This is a genomic window from Streptomyces sp. L-9-10, assembly GCF_004151105.1.
Taxonomy (GTDB): domain Bacteria; phylum Actinomycetota; class Actinomycetes; order Streptomycetales; family Streptomycetaceae; genus Streptomyces.
The window spans coordinates 600,903-619,746 of the sequence record NZ_PHRF01000095.1 but is presented as its reverse complement, the minus strand read 5'-3'; the positions used below and the strand labels follow the sequence as shown (position 1 = coordinate 619,746).

The 18,844-nt window shown below is 71.6% G+C and carries 14 protein-coding genes and 1 riboswitch; of the genes, 8 read left to right on the top strand and 6 right to left on the bottom strand.

Annotated features, from left to right (window positions below; translation table 11 throughout):
* The first annotated feature begins 8 nt into the window (after positions 1 to 8).
* The gene (locus CU044_RS24195) at positions 9 to 1,835 is read left to right on the top strand and encodes a GMC family oxidoreductase (RefSeq protein WP_240045823.1); all 1,827 of its coding nucleotides are present in this window, start codon (positions 9 to 11) and stop codon (positions 1,833 to 1,835) included.
* A gap of 345 nt (positions 1,836 to 2,180) precedes the next feature.
* On the opposite strand, the gene CU044_RS24190 is transcribed toward CU044_RS24195, so the two are convergent.
* On the bottom strand, positions 2,181 to 2,462 hold the full coding sequence (locus tag CU044_RS24190) for a chorismate mutase (protein ID WP_129770807.1): 282 nt from the start codon (positions 2,460 to 2,462) through the stop codon (positions 2,181 to 2,183).
* 333 nt (positions 2,463 to 2,795) lie between these two features.
* On the opposite strand from CU044_RS24190, the gene guaA reads away from it, so the two are divergent.
* From guaA to CU044_RS24175, 3 genes are all read left to right on the top strand, one after another.
* A complete protein-coding gene (gene guaA / locus CU044_RS24185; RefSeq protein ID WP_129770806.1) occupies positions 2,796 to 4,382 on the top strand; it encodes a glutamine-hydrolyzing GMP synthase in 1,587 nt (528 codons plus the stop codon).
* 150 nt (positions 4,383 to 4,532) lie between these two features.
* On the top strand, positions 4,533 to 5,798 hold the full coding sequence (locus tag CU044_RS24180) for a hypothetical protein (RefSeq protein ID WP_129770805.1): 1,266 nt from the start codon (positions 4,533 to 4,535) through the stop codon (positions 5,796 to 5,798).
* A gap of 199 nt (positions 5,799 to 5,997) precedes the next feature.
* On the top strand, positions 5,998 to 6,516 hold the full coding sequence (locus CU044_RS24175; RefSeq protein WP_129770804.1) for a DoxX family protein: 519 nt from the start codon (positions 5,998 to 6,000) through the stop codon (positions 6,514 to 6,516).
* A gap of 156 nt (positions 6,517 to 6,672) precedes the next feature.
* Here the strand turns inward: CU044_RS24175 and CU044_RS24165 are convergent, their stop codons facing one another.
* Complete coding sequence (locus CU044_RS24165) at positions 6,673 to 8,028, bottom strand: PspC domain-containing protein (protein ID WP_129770802.1); 1,356 nt, start codon at positions 8,026 to 8,028, stop codon at positions 6,673 to 6,675.
* A gap of 240 nt (positions 8,029 to 8,268) precedes the next feature.
* Here CU044_RS24165 and CU044_RS24160 point away from each other — a divergent pair, with 240 nt between their 5' ends.
* Both CU044_RS24160 and CU044_RS24155 read left to right on the top strand, forming a co-directional pair.
* Positions 8,269 to 9,564: an ATP-binding protein gene (locus CU044_RS24160; protein WP_129770801.1), complete on the top strand. Its 1,296-nt coding sequence runs from the start codon at positions 8,269 to 8,271 to the stop codon at positions 9,562 to 9,564.
* A gap of 89 nt (positions 9,565 to 9,653) precedes the next feature.
* Positions 9,654 to 10,376, top strand: a complete 723-nt coding sequence (locus CU044_RS24155) for a response regulator transcription factor (protein WP_129770800.1) — start codon at positions 9,654 to 9,656, stop codon at positions 10,374 to 10,376.
* A gap of 65 nt (positions 10,377 to 10,441) precedes the next feature.
* On the opposite strand, the gene CU044_RS24150 is transcribed toward CU044_RS24155, so the two are convergent.
* The gene (locus CU044_RS24150) at positions 10,442 to 10,819 is read right to left on the bottom strand and encodes a hypothetical protein (RefSeq protein ID WP_129770799.1); all 378 of its coding nucleotides are present in this window, start codon (positions 10,817 to 10,819) and stop codon (positions 10,442 to 10,444) included.
* Between the two features lie 117 nt (positions 10,820 to 10,936).
* A complete protein-coding gene (locus tag CU044_RS24145) occupies positions 10,937 to 11,974 on the bottom strand; it encodes a C40 family peptidase (protein ID WP_129770798.1) in 1,038 nt (345 codons plus the stop codon).
* Positions 11,975 to 12,222: 248 nt separating this feature from the next.
* On the opposite strand from CU044_RS24145, the gene CU044_RS24140 reads away from it, so the two are divergent.
* Positions 12,223 to 12,576: a hypothetical protein gene (locus tag CU044_RS24140; protein ID WP_129770797.1), complete on the top strand. Its 354-nt coding sequence runs from the start codon at positions 12,223 to 12,225 to the stop codon at positions 12,574 to 12,576.
* A 39-nt stretch (positions 12,577 to 12,615) separates the two neighbouring features.
* Here the strand turns inward: CU044_RS24140 and CU044_RS24135 are convergent, their stop codons facing one another.
* Complete coding sequence (locus CU044_RS24135; RefSeq protein WP_129770796.1) at positions 12,616 to 13,851, bottom strand: C40 family peptidase; 1,236 nt, start codon at positions 13,849 to 13,851, stop codon at positions 12,616 to 12,618.
* Positions 13,850 to 14,013: riboswitch (cyclic di-AMP (ydaO/yuaA leader) on the bottom strand. It overlaps the preceding gene by 2 nt.
* 261 nt (positions 14,014 to 14,274) lie before the next feature.
* Between CU044_RS24135 and CU044_RS24130 the strand changes: the two genes are divergently transcribed.
* The gene (locus CU044_RS24130; RefSeq protein ID WP_129770795.1) at positions 14,275 to 16,845 is read left to right on the top strand and encodes an ATP-dependent DNA helicase; all 2,571 of its coding nucleotides are present in this window, start codon (positions 14,275 to 14,277) and stop codon (positions 16,843 to 16,845) included.
* 104 nt (positions 16,846 to 16,949) lie between these two features.
* Here the strand turns inward: CU044_RS24130 and CU044_RS24125 are convergent, their stop codons facing one another.
* Positions 16,950 to 18,734: a M23 family metallopeptidase gene (locus tag CU044_RS24125; RefSeq protein WP_240045801.1), complete on the bottom strand. Its 1,785-nt coding sequence runs from the start codon at positions 18,732 to 18,734 to the stop codon at positions 16,950 to 16,952.
* Positions 18,735 to 18,844: the final 110 nt, after the last annotated feature.

Here is an 18,844-nt window from a genome sequence, read left to right as displayed (position 1 = left end):
AGGACGCGGTGCGCGACGGCCGCGACGGACAGTACGACGACGCCGCGTACGACGATTCCGCGTACGACTACGACGTGATCGTCGTCGGCTCCGGCTTCGGCGGCTCGGTCTCCGCGCTGCGGCTGACCGAGAAGGGGTACCGCGTCGGCGTCCTGGAGGCGGGCCGCCGCTTCACCCGCGCCACCCTCCCCAAGAACTCCTGGGACCTCAAGAACTACCTGTGGGCCCCCGCCCTCGGGCTGTACGGCATCCAGCGCGTCCATCTCCTCGGCAATGTGATGGTGCTGGCGGGCGCCGGGGTCGGCGGCGGCTCCCTCAACTACGCCAACACGCTGTACGTGCCGCCCGCCGCGTTCTTCGAGGACCCGCAGTGGGCGGCCATCACCGACTGGCGGCGGGAGCTGAAGCCGTACTACGACCAGGCGCGCCGCATGCTCGGCGTACGGCTCAACCCGACCATGACCCCCTCGGACGTCCATCTGAAAGCGGCGGCCGAGGCGATGGGCGTCGGCGACAGCTTCCATCTCGCGCCGGTCGGGGTCTTCTTCGGGGACGGCCAGGACGCGGACGGTACGGCGAGGACCCGGCCCGGGTCGGCCGCGGACGACCCGTACTTCGGCGGGGCGGGCCCCGCGCGCACCGCCTGCATGCAGTGCGGCGAGTGCATGACGGGCTGCCGGCACGGCGCCAAGAACACCCTCAACGAGAACTACCTGTATCTGGCCGAGCGCGCCGGGGCGGTCGTCCACCCGATGACCTCGGTGGTCGCGGTGACGGAGGACGGGGAGGGCGGCTTCCGCGTCACGACCGTGCCCACGCGAGCGCGCGGGAAGGGCCGCCGGAAGGGCCGGGCGCGAGTCCTGCGCGCCCGCCGGGTCGTGATCGCCGCCGGTACGTACGGCACCCAGACCCTGCTGCACACCATGCGGGACCGCGGACTGCTGCCGCGCCTCTCGGCCCGGCTCGGCGAACTGACCCGCACCAACTCCGAGGCCCTGGTGGGCGCGCAGACCGACGACCGGCGCTACCGCGCGCGGCACGGGGCGCCGAAGGTGGACTTCACCCGGGGTGTCGCCATCACCTCCTCGGTCCACCCGGACGACACCACCCATATCGAGCCGGTGCGCTACGGCAAGCGCTCCAACGCGATGGGCGTGCTGACGCTCCTCCAGGTGCCGTACGGCGAGCGGCGGGTGCGGAGCTGGCTCGGGAACGCGGCCAGGCACCCCATGCTGGTGCTCCGTTCGCTCTCCAACCGCCGCTGGTCGGAGCGGACCATCATCGGTCTCGTCATGCAGTCGCTGGACAACTCCCTGACCACCTACCGGAAACCGGGCGGCGTGGGAAAGGGGCTGCTCACCGCGCGCCAGGGGCACGGCGCCCCCAACCCGAAGCAGATACCCGAGGCGACCCGGGCCGCGACGCTGATCGCGGAGGAGATCAACGGCTTCGCGGGCAGCAATGTGGGCGAGCTGATGGGTACGCCGCTGACCGCGCACTTCCTGGGCGGCTGTGTCATCGGGGCCTCCGCTGAGGAGGGCGTGATCGACCCGTACCACCGGCTGTACGGGCACCCCGGCATCTCGGTGGTCGACGGCTCCGCGGTCTCGGCGAACCTGGGGGTGAACCCGTCCCTGACGATCACGGCCCAGGCCGAACGCGCGATGTCGCTCTGGCCGAACAAGGGCGAGCCCGACCCGCGCCCCGAGCAGGGGGCCGCGTACGTCAGGCAGGATCCGGTCGCGCCGGTGTCCCCGGCCGTGCCGGAGGAGGCGTTCGGGGCGCTGCGGCTGCCGTTCGTGGCGATGCCGGAGGTCCCGCCCAAGCGGGCGTAGCAGAGCGGGCGTAATCGAGCGGGCGTAGAGCGGGCGCGCAGGAGGCGTGGAGCCGGGCCGGTGGGAGCCGTACGAAGGACGGCCGGTTCCGGGCGTCCCCGGAACCGGCCGCCCCTGGGTGACCGGGCTGCTGTCCCCTGCCGACCGGTCACGAACGCCGGGGCGAGGTCCCACGGCGCACCTGCGGTACGCCGCACGCCCCGGGCGGAGCCACGCGTGGCTTTCCTCTGCTCTTCCTCTGTTCTTTCTGCACGCTCACCGCCCCTGGCTGGGCGCGGACGCACGGTCCAACGAAGCCTCGCGGGACCCGGTCACGCGCCGTACGGGTGAGAGCGGCATCCGAACTCAGATGCGGCCCCGGCTCAGCTCCAGCAGGGTCATCGCCAGCGCCGTACCCGGCTTGCCGAGGGCTTCCCGGTAGCGGCCGAGGATCTCCATCTCGCGGGAGAGATGGACCCGGCGGCCACCGGAGGTCAGCCGCGCCTCCTGGACGACGGCCGAGACCGCCATCCGTTCCTGGATGAGACCGATGATCCGGTCGTCCAGCGCGTCGATGCGCTCGCGCGCGTCTCCGATGAGCGTGGCGGCCCCTTCGGTACGGGCGCCGGTGTTCTCCGTGACAGTCATTGGGGTTCCTTCTCGGGGGCTCGGGGGATGAACGGCCCCGGCGGCCACACGGCCCCGAACGCGACAGACGCCCCGGGCCTTGTCGGCCCGGGGCGCCTGGGAAGTCGCTTGTCAGCTCAAGCAGCACGACCATGGCAGCCGGACGGGCCGGTGCCATAGGTAAAGACGAAGGTCAGCTGTGTGTGCATACGGACAGTATGGACCCCGCCCACCCGCGCGGGGCACAGCGGGTCCGGATGGTGAGACGAGCGGCCGTCCCCGGCCGGTGTCCGCCCGCCGTTAGAATTGGCACAGCGACATCCCACGTTCCATCACCGCCGGAAGGCCGCCCCCGTGCCAGCAGCACCCCCCGCCGCCGCTCCCGACGTCGTACTCGTCGTCGACTTCGGCGCGCAGTACGCCCAGCTCATCGCCCGCCGCGTCCGTGAGGCACGGGTCTACAGCGAGATCGTCCCGTCCTCGATGCCGGTGGCCGAGATGCTGGCCAGGAACCCCCGGGCGATCATCCTCTCCGGCGGCCCGTCCTCCGTGTACGCGGAGAGCGCCCCGAGCGTCGACCGCGCGCTCTTCGAGGCCGGCGTCCCCGTCTTCGGCATGTGCTACGGCTTCCAGCTGATGGCGACCGCGCTCGGCGGCACCGTCGACAACACGGGAGCGCGGGAGTACGGCCGTACGGAGCTGCGGGTCTCCAAGACCGGCTCCACCCTCTTCGAGGGCACCCCGGCCGAGCAGTCCGTCTGGATGTCGCACGGCGACGCCTGCTCCGCCGCGCCCGCCGGGTTCACCGTCACGGCCTCCACCGATGTCGTCCCCGTCGCCGCGTTCGAGAACGACGAGAAGAAGCTGTACGGGGTGCAGCACCACCCCGAGGTCATGCACTCCACCTACGGCCAGCAGGTCCTGGAGCACTTCCTCTACCGGGGCGCCGGTATCGAGCCGACCTGGACCACCGCCAATGTGGTGGACGAGCAGGTCGCCCTCATCCGTGAGCGGGTCGGCACCAAGCGCGCGATCTGCGGGCTGTCGGGCGGGGTGGACTCGGCCGTGGCCGCCGCCCTTGTCCAGAAGGCCATCGGCTCCCAGCTGACCTGCGTGTATGTCGACCACGGGCTGATGCGCAAGGGCGAGACCGAGCAGGTCGAGAAGGACTTCGTCGCCGCCACCGGGGTGCAGCTCAGGGTCGTCGACGCGGAGGAGCGCTTCCTCACCGCGCTGGCCGGGGTCTCCGACCCCGAGCAGAAGCGGAAGATCATCGGCCGGGAGTTCATCCGGGTCTTCGAGCAGGCGCAGGCCGAGATCGTCGCCGAGGCGGGCGCGGAGGGCGAGGACGTCGCGTTCCTCGTCCAGGGCACGCTGTACCCGGACGTGGTCGAGTCCGGCGGCGGCACCGGCACCGCCAACATCAAGTCCCACCACAATGTCGGCGGGCTCCCCGACGACATCGAGTTCGAGCTCGTCGAGCCGCTGCGCAAGCTGTTCAAGGACGAGGTCAGGATGGTCGGCCAGGAACTGGGGCTGCCGGACGAGATCGTCCAGCGCCAGCCCTTCCCCGGACCGGGTCTCGGCATCCGGATCGTCGGCGAGGTCACGCGCGAGCGGCTCGACCTGCTGCGCGACGCCGACGCGATCGCCCGCGAGGAGCTGACCGCGGCCGGGCTCGACCGGGACATCTGGCAGTGCCCGGTGGTCCTCCTGGCCGATGTGCGGTCCGTGGGTGTGCAGGGCGACGGGCGTACGTACGGCCATCCGATCGTGCTCAGGCCCGTCTCGTCCGAGGACGCGATGACCGCCGACTGGACGCGGATGCCGTACGACGTGCTGGCGCGGATCTCCACGCGGATCACCAACGAGGTCGCGGAGGTCAACCGCGTGGTCCTCGATGTGACGAGCAAGCCGCCGGGCACCATCGAGTGGGAGTGACGCGCGGCGCGCCTCCTGAGTCAACACCGTAACGCTGTTGTCACCCGTTCCGACCGCCTCTACGGCGCGCGGGTTGCCCTTCGTACGGCAGAATTTTCCTTGCGTTGCAAGGGAGTTCGGTGGGCGGGGCGGGGAAGGCGGGCGTTCGGCGTGGCGGTGCAAGAGGCGAGGCAGGGCGCGCACGGCGGGGGCTGTATGTGTGGGGACTGCCCGCACGGGGCCCGGGAGGGGCACCGGCGGGCGGTGGCCGCGTTCCTGGTGAAGCGGGACGAACTGGCCGCGGGACAGGGGCTGCCCGCCGCGGTGGCGTACTCGGCGGCGGCCTCCCGCCAGTGGGTCTCCGACGAACTCACCCAGTCCGCGAACGCGGTGGCCGACCGCAGCCGTGAGGCGGGCGACGCCTGGCTGCACGCGGTCCGGCGGCGGACGCTGCTGGTGGTGTGGGGCGGGGTCGTCCTGCTCGTGCTGGTCCAGTCCGTGACCGCGATAGGGGCCGGCTGGACGCTCGCGCGTACGGCCGGACTGCTCGCCGCGCTCGTCGTGGCGGGGCTGCTGTCCGCCGCCGCCTGGCTGCACCGGAGCCGCGGCGGCCTGCTCGCGCCGCTGATCGGCGAGGACAACCGGCTGTCGACCTCACGGACCGTCGCCTCCGCCTGGGTCCTGCTCGCGGTCTTCTCCGTGCTCGTCCTCGCCCTCCAGCTGGCGGGCGCCTCCGGGCACGGCCGGCGCGACGAGCTGATCGCCGGCCTCGAACTGGCCCGGGGCGCGGGCATGGTGACCGTACTGGCCGTGGTGTGCGCCATCGCCGTCGTCGTACGCCGGGTGGTGGCCGTACGGGTCCTGGGCCAGCGGCTCCAGAAGGTACGGGCGGACCGGCCGCGGCTGGCCGACCTGCTCTGTGACGACGCCGGGCGCGGCAGCTTCACGGATGTGCAGTACACGCTGGTGAGCGCCGTCGCGGTGGTCTTCTCCGCGGTCCGGCTGGCCCGCCGGCCCGAGCAACTGCCCGATCTGCCCTGGGCGCTGGCGCTGCTGGTCGGAGTCTCCGCCGCCACCTACTTCGCGGGCAAGTACGCGGAGGGCGGCCGGCCCGTCGTCCTGTCGGTGGTACGGGCCAGGGAGGCGGGCGATCTCGACGCCCCGATCCGTACCGGCGACGACATCGAGATCCGCGGGGCCGGATTCGTGCCGCCGGGCGCGGGCACCCCGGACCGGCTGGCCCGGATGGTCGTCAGGATCGGCGCGGTCCATGTCCATGTCCCGCTGGTACCGGTACCCGGCGGCTTCGCCAATCCGTCGGACACCTCGCTGACCGTGCCCGTACCGGTGGACGTGGAGCCGGGCCCGGTCGAGGTGCAGGTCGTGACGGCGGCAGGAATCGAGACCAACCGGGTGATCGTCGAGGTCATGGATTAAACCTGTCATGACGGTCCGGTCGGGAAGTGAACGTATCCGGCCGCTTACCGTTCAGAGTCTGTTGATGACTGTCCGATTCCGACAGGCTGTTGGCTGGTTCACTGAGTGCCGGACGTGTCCTGATGCGTATGCATGGACAGGGCACGCGGGGACAGTCGCCCCCGCGGCAGCGGCGTGGGACAGGAGAGGCGGACCAGCGATGACGCATGGCTACCGGACGGACACCTATGGGCGGCTCGGTGACGAGCGGACGGGGTGGCGCGAGAACGCCTCGCGCTACGCGCTCCTGCCGCTGCGGATCTTCCTCGGCGTCACCTTCATCTACGCGGGGATCGACAAACTCACCCAGAGCGGTTTCTTCTCGGCGACCGGCACGGGGTCCGTCGGCGAGATGATGCGGGCCGTCCGGGACAGCTCGGCCATCCCCGCGCTGGTGGATCTGGCGCTCAAGAGCCCGTCGGGGTTCGGATACGCCATCGCCCTCGGCGAACTCGCCGTGGGTCTGGGCACCCTGTTCGGGGTGCTCGCCCGGCTCGCCGCGTTCGGCGGCGCCCTGATCTCGCTGAGCCTGTGGCTGACGGTCAGCTGGCAGAGCACCCCGTACTACTACGGCAACGATCTCGCCTATCTCATGGCCTGGCTGCCGCTCGTGCTGGCCGGTGCGCCGGTGTTCTCGCTGGATGCCGTTCTGGCCAACCGGCGGCGGCGTATCCGGTAGTGCGTCCAGGCGACGACGGACGCCAGGAAGAGGCCGCAGAAGACCAGCGGGAAGGCCACGAACCACGGCGTGTGCCAGGTGCCCGCGCCGTCGCCCGCGTACAGGACGGCCGTGCCGAGCATCGTCAGCCCCACGAACAGCCGGCCCGGTCTGAAGTCATGACGCAGCACGGGTCACCTCCACCTGGCCGACGCCGATTTCGAGCCGGAGCTCCAGTGCCCCCGCCGGAGCGGACCCGGCGCGCGGCGACAGCGTGCGCTGCCGCGACTGGTCCGGGGAGATGTTCACCTCGTCGGGCGGCTCCCCGGGGAGGCTGATGTCCCCGAAGCCGGCCGTGGCACGCACCCTCACCGTCACTCCTTCCGGTACGACGACCTTGAGCTGCCCGGCGCCCACCTCGGCGGACGTACGGACCGTCTGCCCCTCGGGGACGGCGAGGCCGGTCAGATCGAGGGTGGCGACGCCCGAACCCAGCTCGTACCGGGGCTGCACGGACGCGACGGCGGCCGGGGTCCACTGCCGGCGGCCCCACTCCGTGGTGATGTCCTCGGGCACCGCCGCGCTCGCCGCGAGCAGCCCGGCCGTGACCATCGCCAGAAAGATCGTGCCCAGGCCCGTACGGCCCAGGAAGCTGCTGACCACCAGCCCCAGCCCGAGAACCGCGAGCGCGGCGGCCAGACCGATCTCCAGGCTCGGGCCGAACGGATGGCTGTCCCACGTCAGGCCCGTGCCGAGCCCGCCCGCCAGCAGCGCGAGCAGGAATACGGTGCCGCTGATCCCGCGCGGGCCCCGGGGGCGTGGCGTCCGTATCGGCAGCGGAGCCGTGCCGTCACGCCGCTCCCGGCGCCCCTCGGCGACCTCCGGCGGGCCCCACAGATAGTCCGCCTCGGCCGGGCGGCCCGGGACCCGGCCCGTGGTGCCGTCCTTGACGATCGGATCACGCCACCACGAGGGGGCGCCGCCCGGCGCCGGCGGCGCCTGGGTCTCGGGGGGCGCCTCCGCCGTGGCGTGCGCCGTCGCGGAGTCGGGGGACACGCCGGCGGGCGCGGTGAGGCGGCGGCGCTGCGACCAGACGGCCGAGCCCACGACCGCGATCGACAGCATCGTGGCGAAGTAGAGCGTGCCGTCGTCGCCCAGCATGGACAGCAGCAGTCCGCAGCCGACCAGCGCGAGCAGGACGGCGATCAGCGACGAGCCGTCGACCCGGCCCGACAGCAGTCTGCGGAGCTCGTTCTCGTCCTCGCCGTCCAGCGGGATCATCAGCCAGGCGAAGCCGTAGAAGATCAGCCCGATGCCGCCGGTGACCGTGAGCACCCCGATCACGATCCGGAAGATCACCGGATCGATGTCGCAGTACCGCCCGAGACCGCCGCACACCCCGGCGACCATCTTCTGCCGGTGGCTCCGCCGCAGGTCCGGGGCCGGAGGACGGGACGGCGCGGGGCCGGAGCCGGTGCCGGGGGCCGGTGCCGGGGGCGGCGCGGCAGGCGGCGCGGGGGACGGCTGGGTCATACGTCCATGGTGACGGCGCGCGGGCGTGGGCTCCAGCGGCCCCGACCCCGGTCTGTCCCTGATATTGACCCAGGCCACGCCCCTAGGGAGCGCCTCGGGCGGCCCCAGGGGCGCCTGGGAGCACTCCCCGGACATCCCCGGGCACCCTCAGTGACCCCTCTGGTATCCCCAGGTCTCAGGGTCGCCTCAGGGGTCCGACCCTGATGTCCCCCCACACCGCGCCATGTGACCATCGATGACATGCCAGCCGCCCCGCCACGCGCCGCGACCTCAGCCTCCCGCGCCCCCCTGCCCGAGGAACCGGCTCCGCGCAAGCTCTACCGCAGCGTGGACGGGCGGATGCTCGGCGGTGTCGCGCGCGGGCTGGCCGGGCATCTCGGGCTGCCGATCGTCTGGGTACGGCTGGTCTTCCTCGGCCTCCTCTTCGCCCAGGGCCTCGGCGCGCTGCTCTACGCCGTCTTCTGGATCGTCGTACCGCTCGGTGTCGGCGGTACGACGGCCGAACCGCGCACCCTCTTCGAGACCCGCCCGGACGGCCGGCGGCGGCTCCGCAAACCCGACGCGGGCCAGATCTTCGCGCTCGTCGCGCTGCTGATCGGCGCGTCCGTCTTCGTCGGCAACGTCAATCTGGGCGGCAACAACGCCGACCGCTACATATGGCCCACCCTGCTGATCGGCGCGGGCGTCGTCCTGGTCTGGCGGCAGGCGGACAACGCGCGCCGCGCCCGCTGGACCGAGGTCGGCAGACGCCCCCGGATCTTCCAGCTCGCCCGCGGTCTCGCGGGCGTCGCGCTGGTCGGCCTCGGCCTGACCGTCTTCATGGTGGTGCGCGGCGCGGCGGCCCAGTTCGGCAACATCCTGACCGGGGCGATCGCGGTCATGGCCGGTGTCGCCCTGCTCGCCGGGCCCTGGCTCGTACGGATGACGCAGGACCTCTCCGAGGAACGGCTGATGCGTATCCGCGCGCAGGAACGGGCCGAGGTCGCCGCGCACGTCCATGACTCCGTGCTGCACACCCTCACGCTCATCCAGCGCAACGCCGACGACGGGGGCGAGGTCCGCCGGCTCGCCCGCGCCCAGGAGCGGGAGCTGCGCGCCTGGCTCTACAAACCCGAGGGCACGGGCAAGGACGAGGAGGACGAACCCACCACCCTCGCCGAGGCGGTGAAGCGCACCGCGGCGGAGGTCGAGGACTACCACGGCGTCCCGATCGAGGTCGTGGTCGTGGGCGACTGCCCGCTCGACGAGCGGCTGGCCGCGCAGATGCAGGCCGCGCGCGAGGCGATGGTCAACGCCGCCAAGTACGGTGGCGAGGGCGGTGCCGTACAGGTTTTCGCGGAGGTGGAGGGCCGTACGGTCTTCCTCTCCGTACGCGACCGGGGCCCCGGCTTCGACCCGGACGCGGTGCCGGCCGACCGGATGGGCGTACGGGAATCGATCATCGGCCGGATGCAGCGCAACGGCGGCACGGCGCGGCTGCGTTCGGTGCCCGGCGGCGGCACGGAGGTCGAGCTGGAGATGGAACGGGCAGACTGAGGGCGGGTGCCGGGGCCCGCGGCCCGTGCGAGCGGCCCGCACCAGCGGTGTGTATCAGCGGCGAACGACTAGGGCGAGGGACAGAGACCATGAGCGAGGGCGCACAGGCCGGGGCCACCGGTGCGGAGAGCGGCGGCCCGGCGGCGGACGGCCGGCGCGTACGGGTCGTGCTCGTCGACGACCACCGGATGTTCCGTACCGGAGTGCAGGCCGAGATCGGCCGTACGGAGGAGACGGGCGTCGAGGTCGTCGGCGAGGCCGCCGATGTCGACCAGGCGGTCACCGTCATCACGGCGACCCGGCCCGAGGTCGTGCTCCTCGACGTTCATCTCCCGGGCGGCGGCGGCGTGGAGGTGCTGCGCCGCTGCGCACCGATGATGGGCGCCGTCGAGCGTCCCGTGCGCTTCCTGGCGCTGTCGGTCTCGGACGCGGCCGAGGACGTGATCGGGGTGATCAGGGGCGGCGCCCGCGGTTATGTCACCAAGACGATCACCGGCACGGACCTGGTCGACTCGATCTTCCGGGTGCAGGAGGGCGACGCGGTCTTCTCGCCCCGGCTGGCCGGCTTCGTCCTGGACGCCTTCGCCTCGACGGACGCGCCGCCGGTGGACGAGGACCTGGACCGGCTGACGCAGCGCGAGCGCGAGGTGCTGCGGCTGATCGCGCGCGGGTACGCGTACAAGGAGATCGCCAAGCAGCTCTTCATCTCGGTGAAGACCGTCGAGTCCCATGTCTCGGCGGTGCTGAGGAAGCTCCAGCTCTCCAACCGGCACGAGCTGACGCGGTGGGCGACGGCGCGCAGGCTGGTCTGAGCCTCCGCGCCGTCCGGTCCGGGACGGCGCGCCGTCCGGTCCACGCGCCGTCCGGGCCACGAGGTCTACGAGCAGTGCCACTCGGTGACGTACGTCCGGTCCCGGTACTCCATCACGCCGCGGATGCACTCGCCCGGCGCGGTGTTGAGCCTGCCGGTCCGTTCGGCGCGGCCGTGCCAGGTCTGCTGGGTGCCCAGCCAGCCGGGGAACGCGGTGATCCGGTCGTCCTTGCGCTGGTAGCCGAGGCGTACGGCGACACCGGGCCGGCCCTGGAACTGCTCGTAGCGCACGGTGAACGGTCCCACGCCGCCCACCGGGCCCTCGATACAGAGCCGGCCGCCGGAGAGATCGCCGCACCCCCGCGGAGTGAGGCCGACCGGCGCCAGGACGAAAAGTGCGCCGACGGCGAGAACCGTTCCTCTGACGGCGTTGGCTCGTCTCACGGCTCCCCCTTCAGGGCAGACGGGATGCTGCGCCCATCGTGACCCGGGGAGGGGTAACCGGCACTCCGGTGTGGGCCGTTCGGCGACTCCGGAGTTGCGGGACTGTGAAGACACGCCTTAGGCGGGCCTGCTGGCGCCGGCGAACGGCATCTGGTCGAGCGGCGCCAGCCGGACCGCCGAGCCCGGCCGGGGGGCGTGGATCATCTGCCCGCCGCCGACATAGATCCCGACATGGCTGATGCCGGAGAAGAAGAACACCAGGTCACCGGGGGCGAGATCGCCGCGTGAGACCCGCTGTCCCGTGGCGATCTGGGTGTAGCTGGTGCGGGGGAGGGAGACACCCGCGGCGCGCCAGGCGGCCTGGGTGAGCCCGGAGCAGTCGAAGGCACCGGGTCCGGTCGCGCCCCAGACGTACGGCTTGCCGAGCGCTCCGTAGGCGTAGGCGACGGCCGCGGCGGCGCGGGCGTTCGGCGCCCGCACCGCGCCGGGTGCCGGGGACGCGGCGCCCTGGTCGTGACCGCCCCGCTGGTCGTACTGGGCGCGCTGCGGCGCGGTGAGGCGGTCGAGCAGCCGCTGGGCGGAGCCGATCTTCTCCTGGATGGCGGACTTGTGCCGGGCCAGCTCGGACTGGGAGGCACTCAGCTCCGTGAGCCGGCCGTCGGCGCGGGCGCGCAGTTCGGCGATGCGGGCGAGTTCCCTGCGGATCGCGGTGATCCTGGCGGCCTGCCGGGACCCGGCCCGTTCGGCGAGCGAGGCCCCTTCCAGGTACTCCTCGGGCGAGGAGCTGAGCGCGAGCTGTACGGCGGGGTCGAGGCCGCCGGCCCGGTACTGCGCGGAGGCGATCGATCCGAGCGCGTTGCGCGAGTTGTTGAGCCGTTCCGTCCCGCGCGTGGCCTCGTCCCGCAGCTGCGTGAGCGCGGTACGGGCCTTGTCCGCCTTCACCTTCGTCCCGTTGTACCGCTCGGTGGCGGTCTCGGCCTGCTCGTACAGCGCGTCGACCTTGGCCTTGACCTGGGCCGGGGTGAGCTGGGGCTCGGCGTGTGCGGGGCCGTCGAAGGCGGTGACGGTCGCGGCCCCGGCGAGTGCGAGGGTGGCGGCGGTACGGCCGGCGGGGCCGGTGAGCGTGCGCTGTCTGGGCTTTCGGTGCGCTGCCACGGGGGTGGATCCTCTTCCCTAGTCGGTCACGGTGGGTCATGGCCGGTCGCCAGGAGAAGGACGCTAGGGCGCAAGGTCACAGTCCGGCCTCGGCATGGCCGGTATTGGCGAGAGGTGGCAGAACAGGGCCGGGTTGTGACCGGCATGATCGCGGTCGCGGAAGCCCTTTCCGTCCGGACCCGACCGATATCGGAACAGAGCCCCACCTCGCCGCTCGGTGGTGATATGGCCCTCGATAGGGTCCGGGCATGGACGTACTCATCAATGTCTTCGTCGCGCTCCACATCATCGGCATAGCCTCGCTGCTCGGCGGCTTCCTCACTCAGATGAAGTCGATGAGCACGGGGACGGCCCGCTTCAACAAGGCGATGCTGCACGGCGCGCTGACGATGCTCGTCACGGGCGTGGCCCTGGTGGGCCTCAACCAGGCCGACGACCAGACGGTGAACAACATCAAGGTCGGCATCAAGCTCGCGGTGCTGGTCGTGATCCTCGCCGTGGTGTACGTGAAGCGCGACGACGAGACCGCCCCGAAGCCGCTGTTCGGCGCGGTGGGCGGGCTGACGATGGCCAACATCTTCATCGCCACGCTCTGGACCTGATAGGGCCCCTCTGGACCTGACAGGGCCCCGGGGCCGCTGTCAGGCGGGGCGGACGCTTCCGTAGATCGGCATGTAGTAGATCGACTCCTCGCGGACGTTCGCGCCCGGCTTGGGGGCGTGGATCATCATGCCGTCGCCGATGTAGATCCCGACGTGGCTGATGTCGTCGTAGAAGAAGACCAGGTCACCGGGGAGCAGATCCTCGGTCGCGACGCGCGTGCCGGCCTTCACCTGGTCCCAGGTGGTGCGCGGCAGCTCCACGCCCGCCTCCTTCCAGGCGGCCTGGGTCAGGCCCGAGCAGTCGTACGAGCTGGGTCCCGTGGCGCCCCAGACGTATGGCTTGCCCTTCTGGGCGCGGGCGAAGGAGAGGACCTTGGCGGCCTTGGTGGCGTAGCTGCCGTCCGACGCTCCGGTGCCGCCGCTCGTGCCGGTACCGGCCCCTGTGCCCGTACTGCCGGAGCCCGTGCCCGTACCCGTGCCCGAGCCGCTGCCCGAGCCCGTACCGGCCGACGGGGCCTGGGCCCGCTCCTCCTCGCGCTTGCGCTCGGCCTCCTGCTTCGCGCGGGCCTCCTGCTTCGCCCGTGCCTCCGCCTTGCGGCGGGCCTCCTCTTCCTTCTTGCGCTCCAGCGCGGCCAGCCGCGCCTTCTCCTCCGTGGTCAGCTTCGACAGCAGCGCACGCGCCGCGCCGAGCTTCTGCTGCACGTTCTGCTTGCTGGTACGCAGCGCGGCCTGCGAGGCGGTGAGCGACTCCAGGTCCTTCGACGCCTGCTGCCGCTTCTTCGCGGCGTCGGCCTGCTGCGTCTGGTAGTCGGTCAGGACGCCGCGCTGACGCTCCGTCAGCCGGTCCGTCACCTGCTTCTGCTCGAAGAACGACTGCGGGCTGTCCGCGAACAGCAGGGCGGCGGTCGGGGTGACCGCGCCTTCCCGGTACTGCGCGGCCGCGAACGAGCCGAGCGTACGCCGGGCCTCGTTCAGCTTGTCCGCGCGCTTGGCGACCTCGTCGAGCACCCGGTCGACCGCGCGCTTCTGCTTCTGCGTGGCCTCTTTCGCCCGGTTGTACTTCTGCGTCTCACTGCCGGCCTGGCGGTACAGATCGTCGACCTTCTTCTGTACCTCCTCCATGGACGGCTTCGGATCGACGGGCGCGGCGCCCGCGCTCTGCGCCGAGAGCAACGTGACCGAGGCGAGCGCGGCTGTCGTGATCCCGACGGCGGGAGAAGCGGTACGTACTCCGCTGAGACTGCGCGGCTTGCGATGCGACGCCAAGGTCGGCATCTCCTTCCGTGGACCGCCTACCGGGTTAGCTGTCGGGTTCGGGCGGAACGGAAGGCTGCCCTACGGACCTTGAGCGAAAGGCCCGATTCACCCCGGTTGTGCACTGTGGGTCCCCGGTTCCGAACTTCCTTCAGGAAAGTCCGAATTCGGCGTGGGCCGCCCGCTTGGCGTGGATCGCCGTTGGGGGTACGGGCCGCCTGATCGAGCACGCTAGCCAAAGTGTGGCGCTGATGTGAAGGTCGATGGCCGATATGCCCGATACATTTTCGTGACTATTTGCGGGTGCGATGGGTGAAACCGGCCGGTGACGTCCGTTCGTCACGATGGGTGAGCGCGGGGCCGCCTGTGGTGATGGCGGCGGGGGCCGGGGAATTCCGAAGGCGGGCGCGGGGTGTCAGTGCGGCGGCCTAGACTCGGAAAGCGATGAGCAGCCTCTTTGACGACAGTTTCCTGGCGGACCTCCAGCCCTCCGGCGACGAGCATCCTCCGCCGCCCGAGGACGACGCCGAGCACGCGGCGGAGCAGGTGCCCGACGACCTCTTCCAGGGTGCCTACGACGTGCCCCCGACGCGGGACCAGTACCACCGCGACGGCGCCCCGCGCACGGTCGTGGACCCCGCCGCGCTGCTCGAAGGGCTGAACGAGGAGCAGCGCGCGGCCGTCGTGCACACCGGCTCCCCGCTGCTGATCGTGGCCGGGGCCGGGTCGGGCAAGACCAGGGTGCTGACCCACCGGATCGCGCATCTGCTGGGCACCCGCAGCGTCCACCCCGGTCAGATACTGGCGATCACGTTCACCAACAAGGCCGCGGGCGAGATGAAGGAGCGGGTCGGCCAGCTCGTCGGCCCGCGCGCCAACGCCATGTGGGTCATGACGTTCCACAGCGCCTGCGTGCGGATCCTGCGGCGCGAGTCGAAGAGGCTCGGTTTCACCTCGTCGTTCTCCATCTACGACGCCGCCGACTCGAAGCGGCTGATGGCCCTGGTCTGCCGCGATCTGGACCTCGACCCCAAGCGGTACCCGCCCAAGTCCTTCAGCGCCAAGATCTCGAATCTGAAGAACGAGCTGATCGACGAGGAGACCTTCGCCGGCCAGGCCGCCGACGGCTTCGAGAAGACGCTCGCCGAGGCGTACCGGATGTACCAGGCGCGGCTGCGCGAGGCCAACGCGCTGGACTTCGACGACATCATCATGACCACCGTCCATCTGCTCCAGGCGTTCCCCGATGTCGCCGAGCACTACCGGCGGCGCTTCCGGCATGTCCTGGTGGATGAGTACCAGGACACCAACCACGCTCAGTACACGCTCGTACGCGAGCTGGTGGGCCCCTCGGGCGAGGAGGACGATCCGGCCGAGCTGTGCGTCGTCGGTGACGCCGACCAGTCGATCTACGCCTTCCGGGGCGCCACGATCCGTAACATCCTCCAGTTCGAGGAGGACTACCCGGACGCGACGACCATTCTGCTGGAGCAGAACTACCGCTCCACGCAGACGATCCTCAGCGCCGCCAACGCGGTCATCGAGCGGAACGAGAGCCGCCGGCCGAAGAATCTGTGGACGAAGGCCGGCGCGGGCGCCCAGATCACCGGCTACGTCGCGGACACGGAGCACGACGAGGCGCAGTTCGTCGCCGACGAGATCGACCGGCTGACGGACGCGGGCGAGGCCAAGGCGGGCGATGTCGCGGTCTTCTACCGTACGAACGCGCAGTCCCGTGTCTTCGAGGAGATCTTCATCCGGGTCGGCCTGCCCTACAAGGTCGTCGGCGGTGTGCGCTTCTACGAGCGCAAGGAGGTCCGCGACGTGCTGGCCTATCTGCGCGTTCTGGCCAACCCGGAGGACAACGTCCCGCTGCGCCGGATCCTGAACGTGCCCAAGCGCGGCATCGGGGACCGCGCGGAGGCGATGATCGACGCGCTCGCGCTGCGCGAGAGGATCACCTTCCCGCAGGCGCTGCGGCGGGTGGACGAGGCGTACGGCATGGCCGCCCGGTCGGCCAACGCCGTCAAGCGGTTCAACACGCTGATGGAGGAACTGCGTACGGTCGTCGAGTCCGGCGCCGGACCCGCGACGGTCCTGGAGGCCGTGCTCGAACGGACCGGCTATCTGGCGGAGTTGCAGGCCTCGACCGACCCGCAGGACGAGACACGGATCGAGAACCTCCAGGAACTGGCCGCGGTGGCGCTGGAGTTCGAGCAGGAGCGCGGCCAGGCCGCCGCGGAGGCGGCGGGCGACGGCGGGGACGGCGGGGCCGCTGCCGAAGGCGCGGGTGCTGCCGACGCCACCGGTACGGGCGGCGCCACCGGTGCTCCCGGTGCCGCCGGTGCGGGCGCCACGACCGGTACGCTCGCCGAATTCCTGGAGAAGGTGGCGCTCGTCGCCGACTCCGACCAGATCCCCGACGAGGACGAGGACGGCTCCGGTGTCATCACGCTGATGACGCTGCACACCGCCAAGGGCCTCGAATTCCCCGTCGTGTTCCTGTCGGGCATGGAGGACGGCGTCTTCCCGCACATGCGCGCCCTCGGCCAGACGAAGGAACTGGAGGAGGAACGGCGGCTGGCGTACGTCGGCATCACCCGCGCCCGCGAGCGCCTCTATCTGACCCGGTCGTCGATGCGGAGCGCGTGGGGCCAGCCCTCGTACAACCCGCCGTCGAGGTTCCTGGAGGAGATCCCCGGACACCACCTGGAGTGGAAGCGGACCGGCGCGCAGATCCCCGCGGGGCCCACGTCCGGGATCGCGTCCTCGCTGTCCTCGTCCTCCGCGCGGTCGAGGGCGGGCGGCGGCCCTTCGGGCTTCGCCACGCGGCGCACCACCGACAAGCCGGTGATCGCGCTGGCGGTCGGGGACCGTGTCACGCACGACCAGTTCGGCCTCGGCACGGTCATGGCGGTGACGGGTACCGGCGCGGACACGCAGGCGACGGTCGACTTCGGGGACACGAAGCCCAAGCGGCTGCTGCTGCGGTACGCGCCGGTCGAGAAGCTGTAAGGGGACGGGACGACGTAACGGGCCCCGGCGGGGCGCCCGTTACGTCGGACATCGGTTCGGACGCGGGGCGAACGTAGCCGACGCGGGGCGCCCGTTACGTCGGGTTATGTCGGGTCGACGCCGTGGCTGCGGAGCCAGGCCAGCGGGTCGATCGCGGCGCCGCCGCCGGGCCGTACCTCGAAGTGCAGGTGCGGTCCCGTGGAGTTGCCCGAGTTCCCCGAATACGCGATCACGTCACCGGCCTTGACCGAACCGGAGCGGATCTTCGTGGTGCTGAGATGGCAGTACCAGGTCTCGGTGCCGTCGGGCGCGGTCACGATCGCCATGTTCCCGTAGGCGCTGTTGTACTGCGTGCGTACGGTGCCGTCGGTCGCGGCCATCACCGGCGTGCCGTACGACACGGGGAAGTCGATCCCGGTGTGGATGGACATCCAGTTGACGCCGGCCTGGCCGTAGCGCGCGCTGAGCCCGTGCTGCGAGACGGGGAGGACGAACTTGGGCCGCTCGGCCTCCTTGCGGGCCGCCTCCGCGGCGCGCCTCTTCTTCTCCGCTTCCTGCCGGGCCTGGAGGTCGATGCGCTCCTGCGTACGGCTGGCCCGGTCACCGAAGTCGCGGGCGTCGGCGTTGAGTGCGGCGAGCTGGGTGTCCAGCTTGTTGTTCGCGGCCACGGGCTTCACGGAGCCGGGATCGGCGGCCGAGGCGGTCGTGGTCTTGTCGGCCTGGGGCTCCTCGCCCGCGCCGAGGCCACTGACCGAGGCGGCGGCGACACCCGCGACGCCCATCACGCAGGCGGAGGGGACGGCGACCGTGAGGAGCGCGGAGCGCTTGGCGGGGGTGCGGCGACGGCCCCGGCCACCGCTCGGGCCGGCGCCGGCCCGGCGCTCGCCGCGGGGCGGGATGCTCACGGAGGGAGTGGTCATCGTCTCCGCCATGTGCAGCGGTTCGGCCTCGGGCGCGGCGTCCGTTTCCGTATCGCCGTCGAGTCCGGCCTTGCCGGTCCCGGTCCCTGCGGACTCCCCGGTCCCTCCGGCCTCGGCGTGCGCGTCGGTTCCCGTGCCGGTCCCGGTCCCGTAGCCGGGCTCCGCGTCGAAGGCGTGTTCAGGCTCCGGCCCCGGGGCGCCGTACTCCGCGCCCGGGGCGGGGTCGTACTGCTCGTACGCGCCGCTGTCCTGGCCGTACTGCTCATGCGCGCTGTCGTACGGGGCGTCGGCCGCCGCGTCGGGCGAGTTCCAGGCGGTGGCGTCGTACGCGCCGGTGTCGAACGCGGGCGCCGCCCACTGCGCGGTCGGCTCGTACCCGAACTGCCCCGCGTCGAACTGCCCCGCGTCGAACTGCGCGGTCTCGAACTGCGTCGCGTCGAACTGCGCGGTCTCGAACTGTGCGCCTGCGAACGGTGCGGCAGGGTCGAACGGTGCCGCGACGGTGTGGTCCGAGACGCCGTACGCGAACTGCGTGGCGTCGAACTGACCTGTTCCGTCAGTCCCGTTCAGCGGGTCACCCTGATGCGCCTGATGTGACAGGTTCGCCTGGTTCGCCTGGTTCCAGGCATCCGCGTCCCACTGGCCCGTGACGTCCGGCTCCGCCGACTGGCCCGGGATACCCGGGGTCTGCTGATAGCCGTGGTCGGGCGCGGTGGTGACGGTGGCCCACTGGCCGCTGGTGTCGTACTGCTCGTACTGCGGCGCGGCGTAGGCGTCGTACGCGGTCGCGGTCGTCTGATGGGCGCCGGTGTCCCACTGCGCACCGTCGTACTGGCCGGACGTGGCCTGGGGGCTTTCATATCCGCCCGAGCCGTCCGGGAGGGAGCCGAAGAGTGGGTCGGTCTCGAAGCTGCCGTTCTGGTAGCCGTCATATGCGGCGTACCCGGCGTGGGCGTGCTGGTCGTTCACCAACTTCTCTCTCGCCTCGGCAGCAGAACCAGGGTTTCCTCCGGGAGCCTGTCCGATGGACCGGTCCCCTGAGTGAAAGCAGTGGCCGCGACTGTACCCGGCGGTATAGG